Annotated in this window: 18 protein-coding genes; 9 read left to right on the top strand and 9 right to left on the bottom strand. The window is 59.0% G+C overall.

Going from position 1 to position 19,034, the window contains the following annotated elements:
* Nucleotides 1-48: 48 nt before the first annotated feature.
* From AC3EML_RS10040 to AC3EML_RS10025, 4 genes are all read right to left on the bottom strand, one after another.
* On the bottom strand, nucleotides 49-1,323 hold the full coding sequence (locus AC3EML_RS10040; RefSeq protein WP_352521979.1) for an AfsR/SARP family transcriptional regulator: 1,275 nt from the start codon (nucleotides 1,321-1,323) through the stop codon (nucleotides 49-51).
* Nucleotides 1,324-1,643: 320 nt separating this feature from the next.
* Entirely contained in the window at nucleotides 1,644-1,949 is a 306-nt protein-coding gene (locus AC3EML_RS10035; RefSeq protein ID WP_352521978.1) for a hypothetical protein, read from the bottom strand.
* A gap of 25 nt (nucleotides 1,950-1,974) precedes the next feature.
* Entirely contained in the window at nucleotides 1,975-2,643 is a 669-nt protein-coding gene (locus AC3EML_RS10030) for an acyl-homoserine-lactone synthase (RefSeq protein WP_352521977.1), read from the bottom strand.
* A gap of 83 nt (nucleotides 2,644-2,726) precedes the next feature.
* A complete protein-coding gene (locus tag AC3EML_RS10025) occupies nucleotides 2,727-3,449 on the bottom strand; it encodes a LuxR family transcriptional regulator (RefSeq protein WP_352460397.1) in 723 nt (240 codons plus the stop codon).
* A 123-nt stretch (nucleotides 3,450-3,572) separates the two neighbouring features.
* Here AC3EML_RS10025 and AC3EML_RS10020 point away from each other — a divergent pair, with 123 nt between their 5' ends.
* The 9 genes from AC3EML_RS10020 to AC3EML_RS09980 all read left to right on the top strand — a co-directional run bounded on the left by AC3EML_RS10020 (nucleotide 3,573) and on the right by AC3EML_RS09980 (nucleotide 13,949).
* Nucleotides 3,573-4,127, top strand: coding sequence for a hypothetical protein (locus AC3EML_RS10020; RefSeq protein ID WP_352460396.1), 555 nt, complete (start codon nucleotides 3,573-3,575; stop codon nucleotides 4,125-4,127).
* Between the two features lie 496 nt (nucleotides 4,128-4,623).
* Nucleotides 4,624-5,286 (top strand): UvrD-helicase domain-containing protein, encoded by a 663-nt coding sequence (locus AC3EML_RS10015; RefSeq protein WP_488376736.1) that lies wholly within the window; start codon nucleotides 4,624-4,626, stop codon nucleotides 5,284-5,286.
* The gene (locus tag AC3EML_RS10010; RefSeq protein ID WP_488376737.1) at nucleotides 5,283-5,570 is read left to right on the top strand and encodes a hypothetical protein; all 288 of its coding nucleotides are present in this window, start codon (nucleotides 5,283-5,285) and stop codon (nucleotides 5,568-5,570) included. The genes AC3EML_RS10015 and AC3EML_RS10010 overlap by 4 nt, the downstream gene beginning before the upstream one ends.
* A gap of 571 nt (nucleotides 5,571-6,141) precedes the next feature.
* The gene (locus tag AC3EML_RS10005) at nucleotides 6,142-7,302 is read left to right on the top strand and encodes a patatin-like phospholipase family protein (RefSeq protein ID WP_352521976.1); all 1,161 of its coding nucleotides are present in this window, start codon (nucleotides 6,142-6,144) and stop codon (nucleotides 7,300-7,302) included.
* Between the two features lie 10 nt (nucleotides 7,303-7,312).
* Nucleotides 7,313-8,293, top strand: coding sequence for a hypothetical protein (locus AC3EML_RS10000; protein WP_352460395.1), 981 nt, complete (start codon nucleotides 7,313-7,315; stop codon nucleotides 8,291-8,293).
* Nucleotides 8,294-8,317: 24 nt separating this feature from the next.
* Entirely contained in the window at nucleotides 8,318-9,565 is a 1,248-nt protein-coding gene (locus AC3EML_RS09995) for a phospholipase D-like domain-containing protein (RefSeq protein ID WP_352521974.1), read from the top strand.
* Between the two features lie 2 nt (nucleotides 9,566-9,567).
* A complete protein-coding gene (locus AC3EML_RS09990; protein ID WP_352463430.1) occupies nucleotides 9,568-10,962 on the top strand; it encodes a hypothetical protein in 1,395 nt (464 codons plus the stop codon).
* 14 nt (nucleotides 10,963-10,976) lie between these two features.
* On the top strand, nucleotides 10,977-12,197 hold the full coding sequence (locus AC3EML_RS09985) for a CHAT domain-containing protein (RefSeq protein ID WP_352460392.1): 1,221 nt from the start codon (nucleotides 10,977-10,979) through the stop codon (nucleotides 12,195-12,197).
* A 6-nt stretch (nucleotides 12,198-12,203) separates the two neighbouring features.
* Nucleotides 12,204-13,949 carry a CHAT domain-containing protein gene (locus AC3EML_RS09980; RefSeq protein WP_352460391.1) on the top strand — a complete coding sequence of 582 codons (1,746 nt, stop codon included), beginning with the start codon at nucleotides 12,204-12,206 and terminating at the stop codon, nucleotides 13,947-13,949.
* Between the two features lie 474 nt (nucleotides 13,950-14,423).
* On the opposite strand, the gene AC3EML_RS09975 is transcribed toward AC3EML_RS09980, so the two are convergent.
* From AC3EML_RS09975 to trbL, 5 genes are read right to left on the bottom strand one after another with little or no spacing between them, the layout of a single operon-like run.
* Nucleotides 14,424-14,702: a DUF2274 domain-containing protein gene (locus AC3EML_RS09975; RefSeq protein WP_023685997.1), complete on the bottom strand. Its 279-nt coding sequence runs from the start codon at nucleotides 14,700-14,702 to the stop codon at nucleotides 14,424-14,426.
* 13 nt (nucleotides 14,703-14,715) lie between these two features.
* Nucleotides 14,716-15,933 (bottom strand): TraB/TrbI/VirB10 family type IV secretion system protein, encoded by a 1,218-nt coding sequence (locus tag AC3EML_RS09970; protein WP_352521973.1) that lies wholly within the window; start codon nucleotides 15,931-15,933, stop codon nucleotides 14,716-14,718.
* 10 nt (nucleotides 15,934-15,943) lie between these two features.
* Nucleotides 15,944-16,972 carry a P-type conjugative transfer protein TrbG gene (gene trbG / locus AC3EML_RS09965; protein WP_352445730.1) on the bottom strand — a complete coding sequence of 343 codons (1,029 nt, stop codon included), beginning with the start codon at nucleotides 16,970-16,972 and terminating at the stop codon, nucleotides 15,944-15,946.
* Nucleotides 16,962-17,693, bottom strand: a complete 732-nt coding sequence (gene trbF, locus AC3EML_RS09960) for a conjugal transfer protein TrbF (RefSeq protein ID WP_023704090.1) — start codon at nucleotides 17,691-17,693, stop codon at nucleotides 16,962-16,964. The genes trbG and trbF overlap by 11 nt, the downstream gene beginning before the upstream one ends.
* On the bottom strand, nucleotides 17,694-19,016 hold the full coding sequence (gene trbL, locus AC3EML_RS09955) for a P-type conjugative transfer protein TrbL (RefSeq protein ID WP_352460389.1): 1,323 nt from the start codon (nucleotides 19,014-19,016) through the stop codon (nucleotides 17,694-17,696).
* Between the last annotated feature and the right edge of the window lie 18 nt (nucleotides 19,017-19,034).

Genomic DNA, 19,034 nt, shown 5'->3' with positions numbered 1-19,034 from the left:
ACGTTGCAACGCCCCGGACGACCGACCGACACCCCAATCGGCCTCGCATCACCAAGCCCCGCCTTGTCGCTGGTACTTGAGAAGCTGGCGAAACTTATTCGTGGGGGCGTCATCGCTCCCGAACTTATCGCGCTCCGCTCGCTCTATTTCTCCGACAATCGCCCTTGCGATCAGCGTAAGTTGGCGATCAAACGCGCTTGAACTGCCGCCTTCCTTCTCGATAGACCCGGTCCAAAGCAATTGTCCGGAAAGACGCGAAGATGGCTCGCTCCGTTGTCGTGGATTGACCATGCTGAGCCAGAAGCCAAGCTGTGTTGTCGTTCGAGGCGCAACGTGGAATGCGTACGCTTCGGCCGCGCTCGAGTGCGTGGGCCAGTTCCCTGCGCCGAACTCCACAATATTAAAGGCCCGATAGTTGGAGAGCGAGAAAACGATCCTCTCGTAGAGAGACGCGTCGACGGTATCCAGCCCGAACCCATTCAGCGCTCGCGTCAGCAGCAGGAGCGGTCGCTCGACCTTCCTTTTTGTCGTCGAATCTCCACAGTGTGACGCGGAAACGATGTCCGGCCGACCAGACAGGCGCGAGCGTGCCAGCTTGTCCCTCAGTTCTTCGAGTTGCGGTGGCGGAAAGCGCCCTCTCTCTCCTCGGTAGGCTTTGAGGCAGCGTGCATAGGTTAGCTCGGGCGTGTTGTTTCCACGGTTGGCTAGCGCATCCTTGAGTTTGTGGGTCCAAGCGGGCTCGTCCGCGGGATCATCATCAAGCAGTCGTTCGGCAATCGCGTCAGCCAACAACATCGGCAAGGTTGCTGTCGCCAAGATACGGCGCAAGGCGTTTAGAACCTGCTTCTTATACCACGCGCGTTCTATTGAAACCCATTCCACCAACTCTTCTTCGAGGCCACCCCCAAACTCAATGCCTTCAAGAAGCTCTTCGCGGTAGGTTTCGAGAAAAAGATTTGCATTCTCTTCCGCTCGATTCTCAATATGATTTGTGATCCCAACCAATTTCAAATTTTGCCGCAAACTGACAACGTCCAGAGAAATCTCGGAAAGCGCCAAGGACCGCATGGACCCGGCTGCTGGCACGATGTCTACCCCAGCAGTTTGCCGGCGAATACGAACTGATAGTTGCCGGAGCGCAGCCGCGGAAGCTCGTTCCGTGGACTGCGGCCAAAGGACGGACCTGATTTCCTGAACCTGCGCTGTAAAATTTCGGGTGGATGAAAGTAGGGCAATCAGAGCGTATCCCTTTGCCGGAATGCTGATCGAGCGGCCACCGATGCTAGCGGCAGGACGGCCCATAATTTTTACTTCGACAGCCAAGCAACAAGCCCCACATAATATTTAACCCGATGGCAAACATTACGCAACGTCAACCAATTTGCAAGAAATGATTCTATCACCTTCAAAATCTGGCTCAGAATAGCCAGCAATCAGATTTCCAGGTTGCAATTCGCCGCGTCCTGCCGACTATTTCAATAGTCACTCGCAACAACGACTAGCTGAGCGTGGGACTGCTCCTCCTGCGCGTGGATTGAGAATGACTTCAGGCCGTTTGCACTGCGGTCGCCACCTGCGGAAGCCATCGATAACTCTATCGATCCACCAACTCTGTTTCAGGTGCCGATTGCCCGCGCGTAGCCCTATTGGCTGTTATCGCATTTCTTCTCTGGATCGGGTTTCCATTCCGCAGCTTTGAGCAAGGTGCCCTGCTGGCAGGTGTCGGCGTCACCGCTCACAGTGCCCGTCACGATGCCGTACGTGCCAGGAACTGGCTTCGGGCTGGCATGCGTAATGTTGTAAAGCTTGTCCTTATCTTTCAGCACGACACAACCGCTTTCAACACCCTTCTCCGCACATCCTGAGACATTCACCTGCTGGGCTTGAGAACCGAATGTAAGCGCCGCCAACGCCGTGGTTGTGAAGATAGTTAGAGCGAGCTTTTTCATCTCATCCTCCTAAGGTCAGTTTTTGCTAAGCACATGCGCGTCGTTTGCCTTCAAGTGCCTGCATTCCTTCGATAAACGGTAGCTGCGTTCCGCGCCGGACCAGTAGCGAATAATCGATACCAAGGATCTTGCGGACGCTGGCAAGTGCGGCCTCATTCACCTCGATGTAGGCGACGATGTACCATTCGCCATTTTCTTCCCTGGCCATGCCCAGGGGCTCGGCTCGCCACTTCAGCGCGCCGTGGTGAGGCATGAAGTAGGTTTCCTGGACGCCGCCCACGGCGCCGAGGCCCTCGTCGAGCGCGTACTCCATCACCGCGCAGCACAGCTGTGTCAGCGTGCCTCTCAAGCCTGTTGAACGCTTGCCAGGAACGACGAAGGTGCGCGTCCACTCAGCCCAATCGGGACGTCGGGGAACACCCGACCTTTCACACATGTGAGGAAAGACCTCCGAGACCATGTGCGGCTCGCTCGTTGGGATCAATCGAGCTGAGGTCACCACACGACCATCTTCGAGACCCAGCAGGTACGTCGCCGCGTCCGTATCGAACTGGTCCAGCTCCCGACCGTCGGGGCTTGGAGGGCGCCAGCGCTTCTGATGCACGAAGAAGTCGTGCCGGCGGCGCAAAAACTCGTCGAACTCGCTTTCATAGAGGTGCTTATTAAGCGCATTGACGACATGAACAGCAATCATCGCGCGATCCCCTATCCTTCCCCAGAAGGATAGTTGCAGCCGCGCTAAAGTACGTCACCTGTCCGATCGGACAGTTGACAGGCCTATGGGTGGATTAGCCGCCTGCGAACCGCCTCAACGACCGCTTGCGTGGTTGTGCCGACGCCAAAGGCGTCACGTGCCTGCATTGCATGCCATTTAACCGTGCGCTCGGTCATGCCGAGGATTTGGGACGTCTCCGACAAGGTTTTGCCGGCCGCTGCCCACAGGAGCACTTCCTTTTCCCGCTCTGTAAGTACGCTATCAAACTCGCCATCGACGTGCGCCAACGCCTGGATTGACATGCCGGCGTAGACCGCCATCGTTACCAGTTGCACCTGTTGGCGGGGCGACAGACTGCACGCCTTTTGCGAAGAGGCGAAGGACAGCACTGATTGCCAATGATGGACGCTAAGCATCGGCACAGCGAAGCCGCTCCAGATGCCGAACTCCGTCGCCTCGCCTGCAACGCGTCGGGAAGCCTCTGTGTCAGACCATTTTGCCGGCACTTCGGCCCAGAGGAATGGCTTCAAAGTTTTTGCCGAGTAGATGCAGACGCCGTCAACTGCTGCATGCTCTGCCTCGATATAACGTTCGAACCAACCCTCAGGCCAGCCGTTCAGTTCAACCATTGGGGCAAGCTTTTGGCCGCCAAGGGGAACACCGCTCAGGATCAGGTGCTCGAAGCCCAGGTTTCGCACGGTATCGAGAAGATCGCTCAATAGCGGCCCGGTTGCCGTGTGCTTCCGGCAGCGTTCGACAAAGTCGAATACATCTGAATCGATCATCGAATAGACGCCCCAATTCGTATGCCCCGATGCAATTATGCGCCAACTTTGGCAGCTTGTAATATCTTATTAAAAAAGGGTAGTGGTGTTTCAAACTCACCCACTACGTTACATTGCGCCAAAATGACGCTCGAAGAACGCAAATATCCTGGTGAGCTTGCATCCGCACAGCAGGTTCACACCCTGGCGGAAGAATACCGTAGAGCAGCATGCCATCTCCTTCAACTCGGCCGACCCGGCAAGCCGCTTTCCCGAGCGCCGTTCAGAATGGCGGCAATCCATGCGATTGAACTCTATCTGACTGCGCTTTTGCTCCACTTTGGGCTCAATCCCAACCAGATCCGTAGGATGCAGCACGACCTGTCGGCGCGGACGGAACATGCTTTGGAGTCGGGGCTGCGACTTCGCGCAAAAACGGCCAAGCATCTTCAGTCCCTCAGCCAGAACCGAGAATATCTCGTTACCCGTTACTGCCCGGAACTCGCAGCAACCGCCTCGCAGTTAAACCGTCTGACCGCTACCCTCGAAGAGGTGGCGACAAAGGTCACTGTATTGATCACGCTGCCGCCGAGAAGGCCCAAGCAAGCACACTCGGCTATCGACGAGCTTGAAGGCCAGTATCCAGCCACCCTGTTGCAAGAACCGAAACCCAAGGACACGACAAGTGCGCGCCAGTAGCAACGGATCACACTGCAGCGGCAAATGGCATGCCACCGATGGGACACGCCAGCGTGCAATTCAACGTTGCTTTCCACGGTGATTTGAACATCTCAATCTCTCCGTGATAGGTCGGCGTCGGGATCTCTTATTTGCCGAGCGTATCGAGTGTGGCCTTGACAAGATTGCTATCTGGCCGCTTGCGCACCTACCGCCCTGGCTTCTTTGCGCGGTTGTTTTCGGCGGGAAAATGGAAGCTGACCCTGGACCCGAAACTGTCGGGACATTTCCGGCTGGCTCAAGATAGGGAAGTCGAGTTTAGCTGCCTTGACATTGTGGCGATTTCGACCGGCAAGGCCCTCTTGTGGCATACAGTCGAGATACGAGCTCGCGGCAGAGCAGTCACGCTGTCGGGCACTATCGGGTGACGCGGCCGCACAACTGCCCGCAGACCTTCACGCCTTCATCAACACTCATATCTTTGGTCTGATCGATAACGAGAGAGAGTGCTTCCTCGATGTCGACGACAGACTTCGGGGAGATCACCGAAGGCAATAGGCAGTATGTTGCCCAGGCCGATCTCGGCAGAGCCATTGCCAGCGTCCCTGGCGCCGCGGCAGGCGCCCTCTCTCACCCGCTTCTCAACCCAAACTTAATGCCTGCGGGGCTCAAAGCATCCCTCCCTGCCTCATTCGCCATGCTAACCGATCCGGCTGTTCGCCACGCTTACAATGAAGCGTTCGTCAGATCTGAATTGCCAAAGTTCCAGACATTCTTCGACGACCTCGACGGGGGTTCGTTTTCCCGCCAGCAGCGCGAGGCCTGCATCCGCCTGGAAGACAACAACCTGCTCGTTGCCTCCGCAGGGTCCGGCAAATCCGCGACGATGGTCGGCAAGGTCGCTGTTCTGGAGAAGAAGCTCTATCGGCCTGACGAGATCCTGCTTCTGGCCTACAACAAGAGCGCAGCCGATGAACTCAAACGAGGGTCATTGAGGCAATCGTCCAAAGCCTCGTCGATAGTGATCCGGAATTCGCCCGACTGTGGAGCGACCTTCTCGTGGTTCATCCCAAGGCCGACATCCCAGTCGAGTTTTTTGACGCCCAGGCCGACTACCGCCGCTATGTGTCGGATAGCCTCAGGAAGGGTAAGGCCACTATCGGCTCCCTGCCGGGCGTGATTGTAAAGTCGCTGCAGGAACAGAAGATCGCCAACTGGCTTTGGCAGCATTCCGTCAGCTTCGCGTATGAGCGGCAGATCGCGGTAGAGGACGATGACGGCACGGTCCGCCATCTACATCCCGATTTCTATTATCCGCAGACCGAAACCGTGCATGAGGATTTCGCGCTCAACGCCGACGGAACGTCGCCCTTTGCGGACTATGCCCTGCACGCCGAGCAAAAACGGCAGGCATATCGCCGCAAGGAGATCGATTTCTTCGAGACGAGCAGCCCAGGCCAGTAACGAGACGCTGCTTAGTACGCTTGAATCAGAACTGGCGCAGCGCTCCATGCCTTTTCGAGCGCAAGACCTACGCCGAAATCACCAAGGCACTCGACCCCGTCGTGATCAAGCACTACCACCAGCTGATATCCACCTGCCTGAAGTTTATCGAGTTTTAAATGGTAGTTGGAAGTTTCAACAACACCCAACCAAAACCGTAACGTGTTTCGCGTAGCGGCCATTGAATCACCGAAATTGGGCGGAGGCTGACTGGTACCTGAAACTGTGCAAGTTAGCTCCTTGCCAGAGTTTCAGTTGATCGATTTCTTGCAGACAACGCGCGCCGTGACGGTCAGATTGTCGGCCACCCGCATGATAGAACATGATCGGTGTATCCTTGACTGTTAGCAGGCAAGTTCACGTTAGTAACATTCCTTGAAATTCCTTCCGACTGAATATTCACGTCTTCATCGCTGGTTTCGCCATCGCTTTTTCTTAGCAGACGTGGAATTCTCCCTACATCGCAAGGGATTGCTCGCTCCGCCAAAATCATTCCGACTGGTGGCCGTCTTCGCGATTTGGAGGATCCTCAATGTCCGACGAGACGCAGCACGATCCAGAACAGGCGCCCTTCGAAGTTACCGACGTCTTGGGAGGTCCGAAGCTCGAACACGGCATCGGACTGTGTCTATCGGGCGGCGGTTTTCGCGCAATGCTGTTTCACCTTGGAAGCCTGATCCGATTGAACGAAGTCGGCTTGTTACCCGCCATCAACCGGATATCGAGCGTTTCGGGCGGATCGCTCGCCGCAGGCATCCTGGCTGCGGGTTGGTCAGAGTTGGGTTTTGCTAATGGCGTCGCCACTAACTTCAACGCGAAGGTTTCGGAGCCCCTACTCCGGCTCGCCAGGAAGCATGTCGACGTGCCGGCGATCCTGTTGGGCTTCATTCCGTTCGTGCACGCCGCCAACGTGGCCGCAGGCGCCTATGAGCGGACAGTGTTTCATTCGAAGACGCTGAGGGACCTTCCCGATCACCCCCAATTCGTCTTCACCTCCACGAGCCTGCAGACCGGCGTGCTGTGGCGTTTCGCTAAGGAATACGCGGCGGAATGGCGGGTCGGAAAATGGACTGAGCCCAATCTGAAGCTGACTCTTGCCGTGGCAGCCTCGGCCGGTTTTCCTCCGTTGCTTTCGCCCACGAGGATCAAGCCCCCCAAGTCCAGTATCAAATCGTGGGGCGAACCTTCAACGTTGACGGCGTCGGCCTTCACCAAACGACTGTTCCTGACCGACGGGGGTGTATACGACAATCTCGGTCTCGAACCGATTTGGAAACGTTATCGGACGCTCTTAGTCAGCGATGGCGGAGCGGCTACGCAACCGATCGCCCGACCGTTCACGAACTGGTACTCACAATTTCGCAGGGTGCTAGATGTCTCGCTTCAACAAGGTATCAACACCCGGGTTCGCATCTTGCATGGTCTTGAAAAATCGCAGGCCAGAACGGTGGCCTATTGGGGGATCGGCAAGACGGTAGACAGCTATGGCAAGGGCAATCCGCTGGAGTTTACGCCGCAGATGACCGCTGAAGCGGCCAGGGTACCGACGAGATTGACGAAGTTTCCGAGGGAGACACGGCAACTGCTGGTCCGTGCTGGGTACGCGCACACCGCAGCAGCGCTCGCGGCCAGCCGGATTCAGATACCCAATCCTCTCGCCCCGAATTTCGACCGGCTCCCAAACGTCGCTTAGCGGACAATCGATGTCTTTCGTCAAGCAGAATACCGCATACGAAGACTGGATGCGGACGGCGGCCGAAATCCCTTACGCATCGGACGTCCTGAGGCTCGCGGTCAGCGTGCGTCTAGCCGACTTCCGCATCCAAGACCACGAAGCCGCAACCGCGATTTTCGAGGGCTACCGTGCGGGACTGCTAGATCCTGGTCCGACGCTGCTCGACGAGAGGGAGATGTGGATGCGGGACTATGTCATGGTCAGCGACCAGGAGCGAAAGTCGTTCTGGGAAGAGATCGACAGGCGTCCCGACGCAGAACCTTCGGAGGATGCGGGGTCGGCGCTGCTCGCAGGTTTTCCCGTTGGTTCTTCGATCGAGCGTTACGCACGCATCACCAAGGGCGGAGGTAGCCTAGGCCGACCACGCTTCGTCGCCGTGGCGAGATGGCGCGGGGGACGCATCGCTCGCGAAGCCAAGGCGCTTCTTCCATCCGGATGGGATTTGGCAGTGGGGAACGCCGGCAGAGCGAACAGGTTCGACGACATCGTTAACGCCCCTACGCGCGCGCCGGATCCCTTTCTGCACACGGCACACGGATTCATAGTCAGGCGGATCGCCCCCGACACACGCAAGATCGAACGCGGCTCAGACTTCGCCCGCAGGCTCGACACGAAGCTCCTAAGAGCCATGGGTTCGGAGATCGGTTCGATTCACGCTTCGACGCCACGTCTCGTCGAAGCCATCCTCGACGATCTCGAACGCAGGGACGCAGATTGGCTACAGGCCGCGAAGGTCGCGGCTTCGGTCGTTGAAGCGGACTTCGCGAATGGAAGGCGCCGGCCGGCAGTGGCAAATCGACAAAGGGGGATTGATCTTCCCGGGAACAAGCATAGAATGCCTTTCTATTTAGAATGGCATATGATTATTTTTCCACGTCCAGTATGTTCTGGGACGGTGTTTTGCTCAATTGTTCGGTCATGCGGGTGTCGCGAAGGGCAGCGATCATGAACGGCCAAATTCAAGGGGGGGGATATGGTTCAGGTCGATTTCGCACGCTTGAAGAAGGTCGCTGATCAGGTCGACGCACTTCAGCAAGGCCAGTTGCTAGGGAAATTCCAGCCGACCCGCATTCCAAAGATCGATTTTCCAACCACCCCCCTCAGCGTCTCGTCATTCGAGGCGGGCGTGAGCCCCGATTGCACGTACCGATTGATCTCTGCGGCGCTAGAAGAGGCCAAGCATACGTTGCTTGTATACGTCTATGAGATTCATGCCGACTACATGGTCGAGCTCGTCAAGAAGGCACACGAAAAGGGTGCCAAAATTCGTCTCATGTACGACCGCGGGGGCACCCATCCCGAAGAACGCGAGGTGCTTGATGCGCTCGAGGACGACGGCTTCGAGGTCAGGCCGGCGCCGTCGAGCGGCGGGCGTGGTGTCTTTACGGTCTGCCACCAAAAATTCGTCGTGATCGACGGCAAGACCGTTGTCGTCGAGAGCGCGAACTGGGCCAAAACTTCGATACCACTCATTGAGCAGGGGGACCCTTTCAAGAAGGGAAATCGCGAATGGATGCTCCGCATGGACGACGCGGAAATTTCCAAGTTCTTTACCTCCGTGTTCGACGCCGACTGGAACATCCCCGATCTTGGTGGGCCCGGCGCACTAGTATCGGTCGACGAGGACGACATTGTCGAGGCGCTAATGGTGCCCGCAGAGCTTGTTTCCTATCCGCAGAAAGTTTTCGAGATCGACAAGTTCGACGGCTCCGTAGACGTCATGCCGATATTTTCCCCCGATAACTACTTCGATGTCATCTCGGATCGCCTGGAGAAGGCCGAAGAAAGCATCATTCTGCAACAACAATACATCCTGGCGGGCGACAAGGTCGACGATCTGCTCCAAATCGTGGCGGAGCGCCGCGACAAAGGAGTCGACGTGCGGATAATGGCGAGCGCCACGTTCCCGAAGAACTGGAATCTTACGGTGGAGACCTTGGACGCGGTCGGGCTCAAGGACTGTCTGAAGGCGCTGAACCTCAAATTCTTTACACACCTCCACAACAAGGGGGTCATAGTCGACCGCACACATGTGGCGGTCTCCTCGACAAATTGGAGCGCCAATTCGATTACGAAGGCGCGTGAGGCGGGCGTACTCCTGACGTCAAAGCACCTAGCCGGCTACTACGCCAAGGTCTTCGACGAGGATTGGGACGAAGGCATCGCTGCGGACGACGTCAAGAAGAAGCTGCTAGAAGTGAGCGGCGGGGAGATCGTCTGAACATGGACCTTCTGCGCCTGAGAAGGCGGGAGCTCGAGCGGCGAACAAAGGAACTGCCGGCGGAAGTCGCGGAGTGGAAGACTCTCGCCGAGACCGATCTCGACTCGAACTTGCACTGGAGCCAGATGGAGGCGATCGCCGATTTGATTGCCGCCTTTAGCAGCAGGTACGACACGCTGCTCGGCAACCTACCATCTGAAAACGACCAGTCCTTATACGAATCCGGTCTGTACGACATTTTGATGGCGATTGGGTCGGCGCAACGGGCCTGGGATTTCTTCCGCAGGAAGTTCGACCAGCGCAGGTCCGACCGCTTCCGCAAGCGTCTGCGGGCGGCCGACATAATCGCGATCGACTGCTATGACGCCGCGATCGGGGCTGCGAAGGCCAAGGGATGGATCGCCGCGGAAGACGTGAGAGAGCCGCCCCTCACCTACCTCAGTCCAGAACTTTCTGCGATGACCTGGGCTCGCGGTACCCGTCCGAATGACGGGCAAAGCGAGGAACTCGCAGGCAGTACCCTTCCGATTCCCGTGGTGGAAGTGCCTTATGACCAGACGGCAAACGTGTGGGAATTCCTCTCTATCTGTCACGAGGTCGGCCACGAGATCGATGCCGATCTGAAACTGCTCTCGGCGATCAAGACGAATCTTTCCAAGGCGTTCGAAGGCACCGCGTTGCCGCAGCCTCGCCAGAGGCGTTGGCTGGGGTGGGCCTCGGAGATATTTCCTGATCTGCTCGCGCTGCATTTTTCGGGTCCCGCCTTCGCGTACATGCTGCGCAATATACTGATCCTTCCTCCTAACCAGGTGATGCAGATCATCCCGGGTGACGCACACCCAAACCATTATATCCGAGTAATGCTGTGCACCCAATACATCAGGACTATGGGCGCGGCCTCGCCGGACGCGACCTTCCGCAGCGCACTCGAACAGCATGCCGACGCGCTGGAAGCCGATTGGAAGCCGCTGTATGAAGATTCCGCGGCCCTGAACGACTACCTGGCCGACATCCCGCTGGTCATCGCTGGAGTGATGGATTCGGCGATACCCGCCATGGAGGGCGCGACGTTGCGTTCCCTGGTGGAGTACTCGAAGGAGCACGAGGACGCGATCACGAAGGGCGCCACCTCGCTAAGGCAACTCAACTCCCAGTTCGGCATCGCCCCCCGCCACGCCGTTTCGGTGGTGAGGATCGCAATCAACGACGCGATCGTGAACAACTCCCTGGACAAGGAAATAGATGCCCTCTCGACCAACGCTATCCAGCTTCTCGAGCACAATGCTCCCAAGGGCAAACGCAGCATAAATGATCCCCTCGCCTCTTCCCCCTCAGCACGCAAATCCAGGATTGATCGTTTCGTATCGCAAGAGTTGAGTAGGTCGCTGCAACAATAGAAAGGATGACCAACATGGACCTGATCGTCCGCTTCACTCGCGAAAGCAGCCTGCCAAACGCGAGAGGCTCCTCCATATCTCCCGAGCAGGTTTTTGGCTCGGAAGAAGCCTATTTTGTCGCATGGGCCGCCTCAGAGGAGGAGATGTCCGCCCTGCCGGCATCGGAAGGAATGCTTGTCAGCCTGCCGCCGTGGTCGAGCGATCCGTCGTCGGGGCTGGCCTCAGACTGGCTGTGGGGATTGGTGCCACCGGAGGCCCAGCAAAAGGTCGCGATGGCGAATGAGCCGGTCCAACTCATGATCCAGAGTGGTAACGTGGGTGTCGACCTCCTACCTTGGGAATCGCTTCTGCGCTTGAATCTGAACCCGGTGGGATTCTCGGTCGCTCGTCTAGTGCCGTCGTCGCTCAGACCACCGCCGCTCACGGTCGTGCCGCCGCTCCGCATGCTGCTTGTTTCGTCTAATGCGCACGACGATATCGCCTTCAATGAGCGCGACAGGTCCATTCTGCGGGAATCTGCGGATTCGCAATTCTACGACGTGAGGGAAGCCAGGCGTGCGACCGGAACGAGCGTGATGGAAGTCGTGCAAGAATTCGATCCGCATATCATTCACTTCATGGGTCACGGAGGCATCGTGGGCGGCGAAGGCGCCGTAGTTCTCCGTGACGAGACAACCGGGCTGACGAACTGGATCCGCGCCTCGCAGGTCTCCCGCGGTCTGCCGGTATCGACCAGGCTGCTGTGCATCAGCACCGGTTTTTCGCAGCGCAACTACGACATATCCGGCCTAGTTGGCTTTGCGCATGCACCCCAGTCCGTTCGCCTGCCCACCAGCATCGTCAACCGGTCGGACGTCGACGAGAGCGGTGTCGCTGCGTTCTGGGGCGAATTCTATTCCGAGTTGATAGCCGAACGTGGAAACGTTCTCAGGGCATACAACACCGCCGTCGCCCGGCTTGCGCGCGCTGGGACGTTGACCCCAACAGAGAGTTTCTCGCTGGTGATTCGCGAGGACGGATACAGACCCCTGAGACTCGGAAGTACGATCGACCCGATGCAGCATGCGGCCGAGGTTCAGGCCCAGCTGGCTGCCAGGCTGGCGACCGACTTGCAGGAAAAATTGAAAACGTTCGGGGATACCGAGATGGGGAAGGCTTTGGGGGAAAGCTATGACGAAGAGCGGTCGCGCTTCTCCGACTTATCCTCGACTGCCGAGAGCTTTAAATCGGAGTGACTACAGATGCCGTATGACGAGTTCAGGCTGCAGATAACGCCAGGCATCGACGGACAGTTGGCGCTTCAGATACTCGAAACACCCATAGCCGCATCCGCTGGACCGAAGGGGCGGCCCGAAGCTGTGTTCGCGGCAGCGGACCTGGCAGCGATCCGCGACAAGGCAAACTTCGGCAATGGGGGCAATTTGGGGGAAATGCAACGTATCGGTGAAGCGGTCTACAAATCCGTCACCAATCCTGCCGTGCAGGCAGCTCTCGACGCAGCGCTTCAGATATCTTCCGACAACAATCGGACCCTTCGCATCGTATTTTCCACTCTTTCGCTAGACGGACCGCAGCAGGGCGTTCGCCTGTCCGAAATTCCCTTCGAGACCATCTACACACCCGGAAGCGGGTTCTACGCATCAGCCATGCGGACGCCTGTAAGCAGGACCCTCGTTGCCAAGCCGGATCGAAAGACCGTTCCGCTCTCACCGCCACTGCGCATCTTGGTGGTTGCGGCAAGCCCACAAGGGTGGCCGCCGGCCGACGTCGCGAAAGAAACTGCAACCGTCAGGGAGGCGTTGAAGGAACTGGACGCGAACCGCCTTGTGTCGATCGATCAGTGTACCCCACCGACGCGTGGCGAATTGAACAAGCGGCTGTTGAGTGGCGGCTACCACGTCCTGCACTTCGCAGGGCACGGGGGCGTCGGGCAGATTGGCGGTGATCCTACGCCGCGTGCGTTTCTTTGCCTCCAGGCGGAGGATGGAGGCCTGGATCCTCTCGACGCATTCACGTTCGACTCGATGTTAAAGAATTGCCCTTCTGTAAATCTTGTCGTCATCACCGGATGTTCGACAGCGGCGCTTCCGCCTCAGATTGCAGGAGCTCCGTATGCAACCACGGCATTCAACGGAATAGCGCAGCGGTTGGTCAGCCCGGGAAGTCTCTCGAATGTGTCGGCGGTCGTCGCGATGCAGTTCGATTTGGAATCGGCGGCGGCAGTATCTTTCAGCGGCAGATTTTACGGGGCGCTGCTCAATCCCGGTACCACTATCGACGAGGCTGTCACTGAAGCCCGATCGCAGATCGCCGCAACGACGTCGATAGGATCTCCTGGGTGGGCGAACCCGGTCCTTTACTGGCGTTGCAATGACGGTCGTCCTTTCGAGGTGCGAACCTATCAAGACGAAACACTTTCGCCGGACGATGAGAAGAAGATCATGGCGCTCAAAATCCAGGTGGAGGCCTATCTGAGCAGCCTGCAGGATCTCAGGATGCAGCCCGCGGCGGTACAGGCAGTCGCCTCGGACTTTCGGCAGTCGATCGTCGCGAAGATTGACGGCTTCCTGGCGCAGATCAGCGACGTTATGGGGAATGCGATAAGGTTGAAGGGCGGTCGGCCGGACGCGAACGACGAAATTGGGTTTGGTCTTTCCGCGAGGCTCAGCGCCGCAGCGCGAATCGATAAGGTGCGGGCAAAGATCAGCTTCGAGGAGGAGGCCTTCGACTTCACATCTGCGGCAAAGGGTGACAATGTGTCAAAGGCGCCGCTCTCCAACGCTGCGGCTGGCGTGCTGGAGATATTGATCGAGAACGTATCGGCCGGCGCCATATGGCCGGCGGGTGAGTACGAGATTGCGCGGTTCCGCATGAAGGTCAAGGACCGCACTCAGAGTGCCCGCGTCCTGACGGTCTTCGAATTGGATATCGAAGCAGACCCTGTTCGTTTCTATTCTAGCCTTGATGGGTATGCCTTTCTGACGTGAGCCGATTGAGCCGGCCGATGGCGCACCGCGGCTAACCGCTTGCCGAGGACGACAAGGTCAACCGCTCCCACCCATTTATGACCTCTTCGACCAGTGGGCTAACCAGCCGATCCTTGTCATCGGCGCCGCCTCGCCGCCATATTGTCCGCGTCAGGGCTTCGTATCTGCCGCCGCTGTAGAGGACCGTCCGGTCTGGGCGACGCTGCTTTGAGGGCTGCTATGGCCTGGGAGACTGACCGCGGCCCAGGCGAGGTGGGGACTGGCGAAGGCTATCCCGTGGTCGCCCTGAACTATTCGGCCGCCTGATAAGCGCTGGTAAAATCGTTAGCTTGGGAAGGAAGGCTGCTCCGGCCAAGAAACCTACCTCAACGCGTAAAGCGAAAGCCTGATCTCAATTTTGCGAAGCGCTCGCTGGGACCGGCCGCAACGCGGTCAGGATCAAGAACCTAGCGTGCGACCAAGCGACACCAAGCGCTACCCGTTGTCCAGCTTGGAAGATGATTGCCGTCGTGGTTTCTCCGACACGCCAGCGCCCGGCAGACCTTCTTTTCTGGCCTTGGCAAACGCCCGGTCGCCTTCCAGGAACCCGACCAGCATAAAGGGAATCAGTTCAGCCACGGTTTCGGACTCGCCATAGGTCTGACGGTAAAGTGCGGCATAGTCGTTGAGTGCTTGGCTCAAGTCGGCGCCAACGGTGATGGTGATCTTCGAAGGCGTCCGGTCCGGAAGTTTTCCGAGTTTCAAATTAGCCATCAAGTCCTCCTGTTCACCCCGTATATGGCCGCAACACGAGGTCCTTGTGCACGACGACGCGCAACGGCCAACCAGGGCGGACGGTGATCGTGGGTTGGACGTTCAGGTTCTTTTCCGTGATCCGTTGGCCGGCTTGACTGACGTTCTGCTGGGCGGATTCACGAATTGCCTTGACCAAGTCGCTTTCATTTTCCCCAAAGCTCAACTCGGTACCAACCCCCAGCAATGTGGCCACCGCGACGCCCTTGATCAGCTGCCAAGTATGGAAATCCACTTTGTCCTTGAGCCCGGCATAGCCGGCCGCGTCGGTCACGGGCAGATTGTCGATTTCGATAGATGAGCCGTCCGGCATCACGATGCGTTGCCACACCAACAGAGCGCGCCTTTGCCCAAAGGCTACAACGCTGTCGTAGGTGCCGATCAGCCGTGAGCCCTGCGGGATGAGCAGGATGCTGCCGGTGACGCTGTCGTGCACATTCTCGGTGATCTGGGCGACGACAAGGCCGGGCAGATCGGAATTGATGCCGGTGATCAGGCTTGCAGCGATCACGCTACCGGCCATGATCTGATAGGGCGAAGCCGGCGTCTGCAGTGTATGCGGGTTGTAGATCCCGCCGGTGTTCCGTTGATCGATGAAATCGAGCTTGCGCTGTTGATTGTTCGGGTCGCCCTCGGCCGGCGCGACGGAAGCTCGCTGGCCTTCTGTATTTGGCTGCGGAGACGCCGTCTCGAAAGGCGAACGTCCGCCCTGCCCATTGCCAAAAGCTTCCGTCTGCTGGGGCCGGTTTTCGATGCGGAAGAGGACTTGCGACTCGCGCGCCTCAACCGCTTGTTGTGCAAGCCGCTGGGCCTCGGCGGAAACGTCTTGCCCTGGTGCGATGCCAAGCTGGCGCTGGTGCTCGAGAATAGGACGGCCGAGATCCCCAGGCAGCGGCGGTCCAAGCACCGGAGCCTTCGGCTTGCTCCCGGAATAGTCCTTGGGCAGCGTTTCAAGTCCCTCGGCGGTCGGCTTGCGGTCCGTGCTGTAGAGCTCTTCGGCCTGCTGTTTCAGGCGCAATGCGGGTCCCCGCAGCGCCATCATCGTGACGCCAAAAACAGCGCCGGAACCAACAGCAGCGATCGCGACGATTATGCCGCGCCTGAACCGCACCGCTCGGCGGGGCGAGGCTCTCAGCTGCAGCTGTTCGGGATTGAGCTTCGGCAGAGCATTCGGATGGGAAGTATCGTTCATGAGCCTCCCCTTACCTGCCAAAACGCGAAAACAGCCAAACCCGCCGCGGCGGTTGCCGACCGTCGGTTCTCGTAATGCGCACCACCTGCTGTTGCTTGGTGCCAAGCCGCAGCTCGGCCGCAGCAAAGAGGCGATCGACGATGTAGTAGTTGCCGCGCATGCGATAGTTGACGAGGTGGTTGTCCCCGTCGGCTCCGACGATGAAGAGCGGCGGCGCCTCCCCTTGGTCGATACGGCTCGGAAATTCGATATAGACCCTGCTGCCATCATCAAAGGCGCGCGTCGGTCTCCACGGTGGCGTGTCGCCGGCGATCGAATACCGGAAGCGGATGTTTTCGAGTGCTACGTTCGAGGCCGCGGGCATTTCAGCCTCGGCCTGAGCGTTGCGCCGCCGAAGCGCCATGAGTTGGTCTTCGCTGTAAATCCAGGAGAGCGCCGCCATGGCAGTTTTCTCAGTGCTTTGAAGTTGCAGGTGATAGGATCGCCTGTCCGTCGTGATGACCAGATTGGTGGCAAGCCCCGGCGCGAATGGCTTCACCAGCACATGAGTGCGCTGGTCATCGCCTGAGCCACTAACGGTGTCACCGATCACCCAACGGACCGTGTCCCCGGCTGAGACCGAGGTCAGCTTCTCGCCCCTCTGCAATGAGATATCGGTGACGCGCTCCGGCGCGGCGTAGAGCTGGTAGAGCGCGCCGTCGGCAAAGGGGTAAACCTGCACCGCATTGACATAGCCAAACTTGGTGGGTTGTTGCGTCGCCGCCTTGTTGGCATCGGCGACCTGTTCTTCCGGCGAGCGCTTATCTGAGGCGGGCTTGCCGGGTGCGAGCATCAACTGACCAGGCAACGGCAACGGCTTCGGCACTTCCACGACCTTGACCGGCTTCTCCGGCGCCTTCTCGATCGCGGCTGGTTTGAAATCCTCGTGGTCATAGGGAATCTGAGGCGGCGGCACTGGCTTCGAGGCACAGGCCGAAAGAACCGCAGCAGACGCCGACAGCATGAAGGCAGCACGAAACGATGGGGCTCTATTTGTCATTGGCGGGCTCCTGAGGGGAAACGGGGGTTGGCGCGGCGCTGTCGAGCTCGCGCGACCAGTCGATGGCGTTGATGAAGACGCCGAGAGGGTTCTTGCGCAGCTGGTCAGTGTTCGTCGGCGAGCGGATCACTATGGTGAGGATACCTGTCCAGCGCGTCGTGCTCGCAAGGCTACCACGCTCAAAAATCTGCTCGGTCCATTTGACCTGGAATGAACTGTCGGAAGCCCTGACGACGCTGGTCACCTGCACCGACACGCTGCGCGTGCCGATCTGACTGAACGGGTCGTTCGCCTTGGCATGCTCGTTGAGGAAAAGCGCCGCGCGGTCGGTGGCGAAATCGTAGGCCGACAGCCAGTTCTGCCGCACCAGCACCGGATCGGTGGAGATGGAGCGGACATTCTGGATGAAGCGGCCGAGATGCCAGGCGATCTGGGCATCGTCAGGCTGGTAGTCCTGAATTGCCGGCGCGACGGCGCGCGCCTCACCAAAACGGTCGACCTCAACGACGTAAGGCGCAAAGCGGCCCTGCGCCGACTGCCATAGAAGCCCGCCAGAAAGCCCCGCGGCCAAGGCCAGGCAGCCAAAGGCCATCAGGCGCCAGTTCCTCGCCTGCACGCGCGCTGTGCCGATGCGTTCGTCCCAGAGCTGACCGGCCTTTTGATAAGGTGTTTCAGGCTCGGACGTCTTTCCGTAACGCTGAACGGGTCGCTTGAAGAGCATCTAATCTTCCTTGTCGTTGAGAGAGGGGTTGGCGCCGCTTCCGCCCCGATCGCCATCGCGCACCACCTGCGTGGCAGCATGGCGATGGGCGCGCGCGGCCTGTTCGGAGCGCAGACGCCTTGCCCATGGAGGCGCCGCGGTTGGATCCGCAGCGGGCGAACTTCCGCTCATCGAGCTGATCGGCGTGCCACCGGTCGCTGTCCAGCCGGCATCGCGGCCGGCGTCGGCGCTGCGTCGGAAAGGCTCTGAAGCAGATCGCATTCCCTGCATCGCGGCGCCGCCAGCGGCATTCGCAACACCCTGCAGCCCAGCAGCTACCCCGGAGAGGACGGAGCCAGGCGCTGTTGCACGGCCCATATGCCAGGCCGTGGAAGCAGCCGATCCCAAAGCTGTGCCGGCACGGATTGCACCAAGACTACCGCCGGCCGCCATGCGCGTGCCGGCAAACGCGGCGCCTCCGGCAACGAGCGTTGATCCGGCTGCGGCCCCCGTTGTTCCAAGTGCTGCGCCAGCACCGAGCTGCGGCGCGCCGGAAACAAGACCCGACGCAATCCCGGGGCCGAAAATGCCGAGCCCAAGCAGCGCAAGTGCACCCAACACCTGCGACATCGCCGCGGCCAGGTCCGGCTCCTGGCCCTGCAGGGCGGAAGCGAACTCGCCAAAGAGCGTGGAGCCGATGCCGACGATGACGGCAAGCACCATCACCTTGATGCCCGACGAAATCACATTGCCGAGCACGCGCTCGGCCAGGAACGCCGAGCGGTTCCAGAGCGCGAAGGGCACCAGGACGAAGCCGGCCAGCGTGGTGAGCTTGAACTCGAGGATGGTGATGAAGAGCTGGATGGAAAGAATGAAGAAGGCGATGAGGACCAAGAACCAGGCCAGAAGCAGCACGAAGATGGTGAGCGCGTTACCGAAAATCTCGGGGAAGCCTACTAGCTGGCTCGCTTGATTGAGGAGCGGCCAGGCGCCCTCGAAGCCGGCTGCGGCAATCCGGCCTGGCCGCAGGAGACTTTCGGCGGACAGATTGCCGGCGGACGCATTGATGCCGAGCCCGGCAAAGGAACGGTAGATGATGTCGGCGAGGTTCTTGAAGTTGTTGAGCATGAAGGCGAAGGCGCCGACATAGAGCACTTTGCGGACAAGCCGGCCAAAAACGTTGGGTTCGCCGCCGAAAGCCCAGACCAAGCCCGCGAGCGTGATGTCAATGCCGATCAGAATTGTGGTGAGAAAGGCGACGTCGCCCGAAAGCAGACCGAACCCGCTATCGATATAGCGGGTAAAGGTCTCCATGAAGCGATCGATGACTCCGAGGTCGTTCATGTAGCCGCCTTCCTCGTT

The organism is Mesorhizobium sp. P170090, assembly GCF_057786115.1.
Note: the sequence above shows the minus strand (reverse complement) of the source record. Positions and strands in the feature narration are given on the sequence as shown.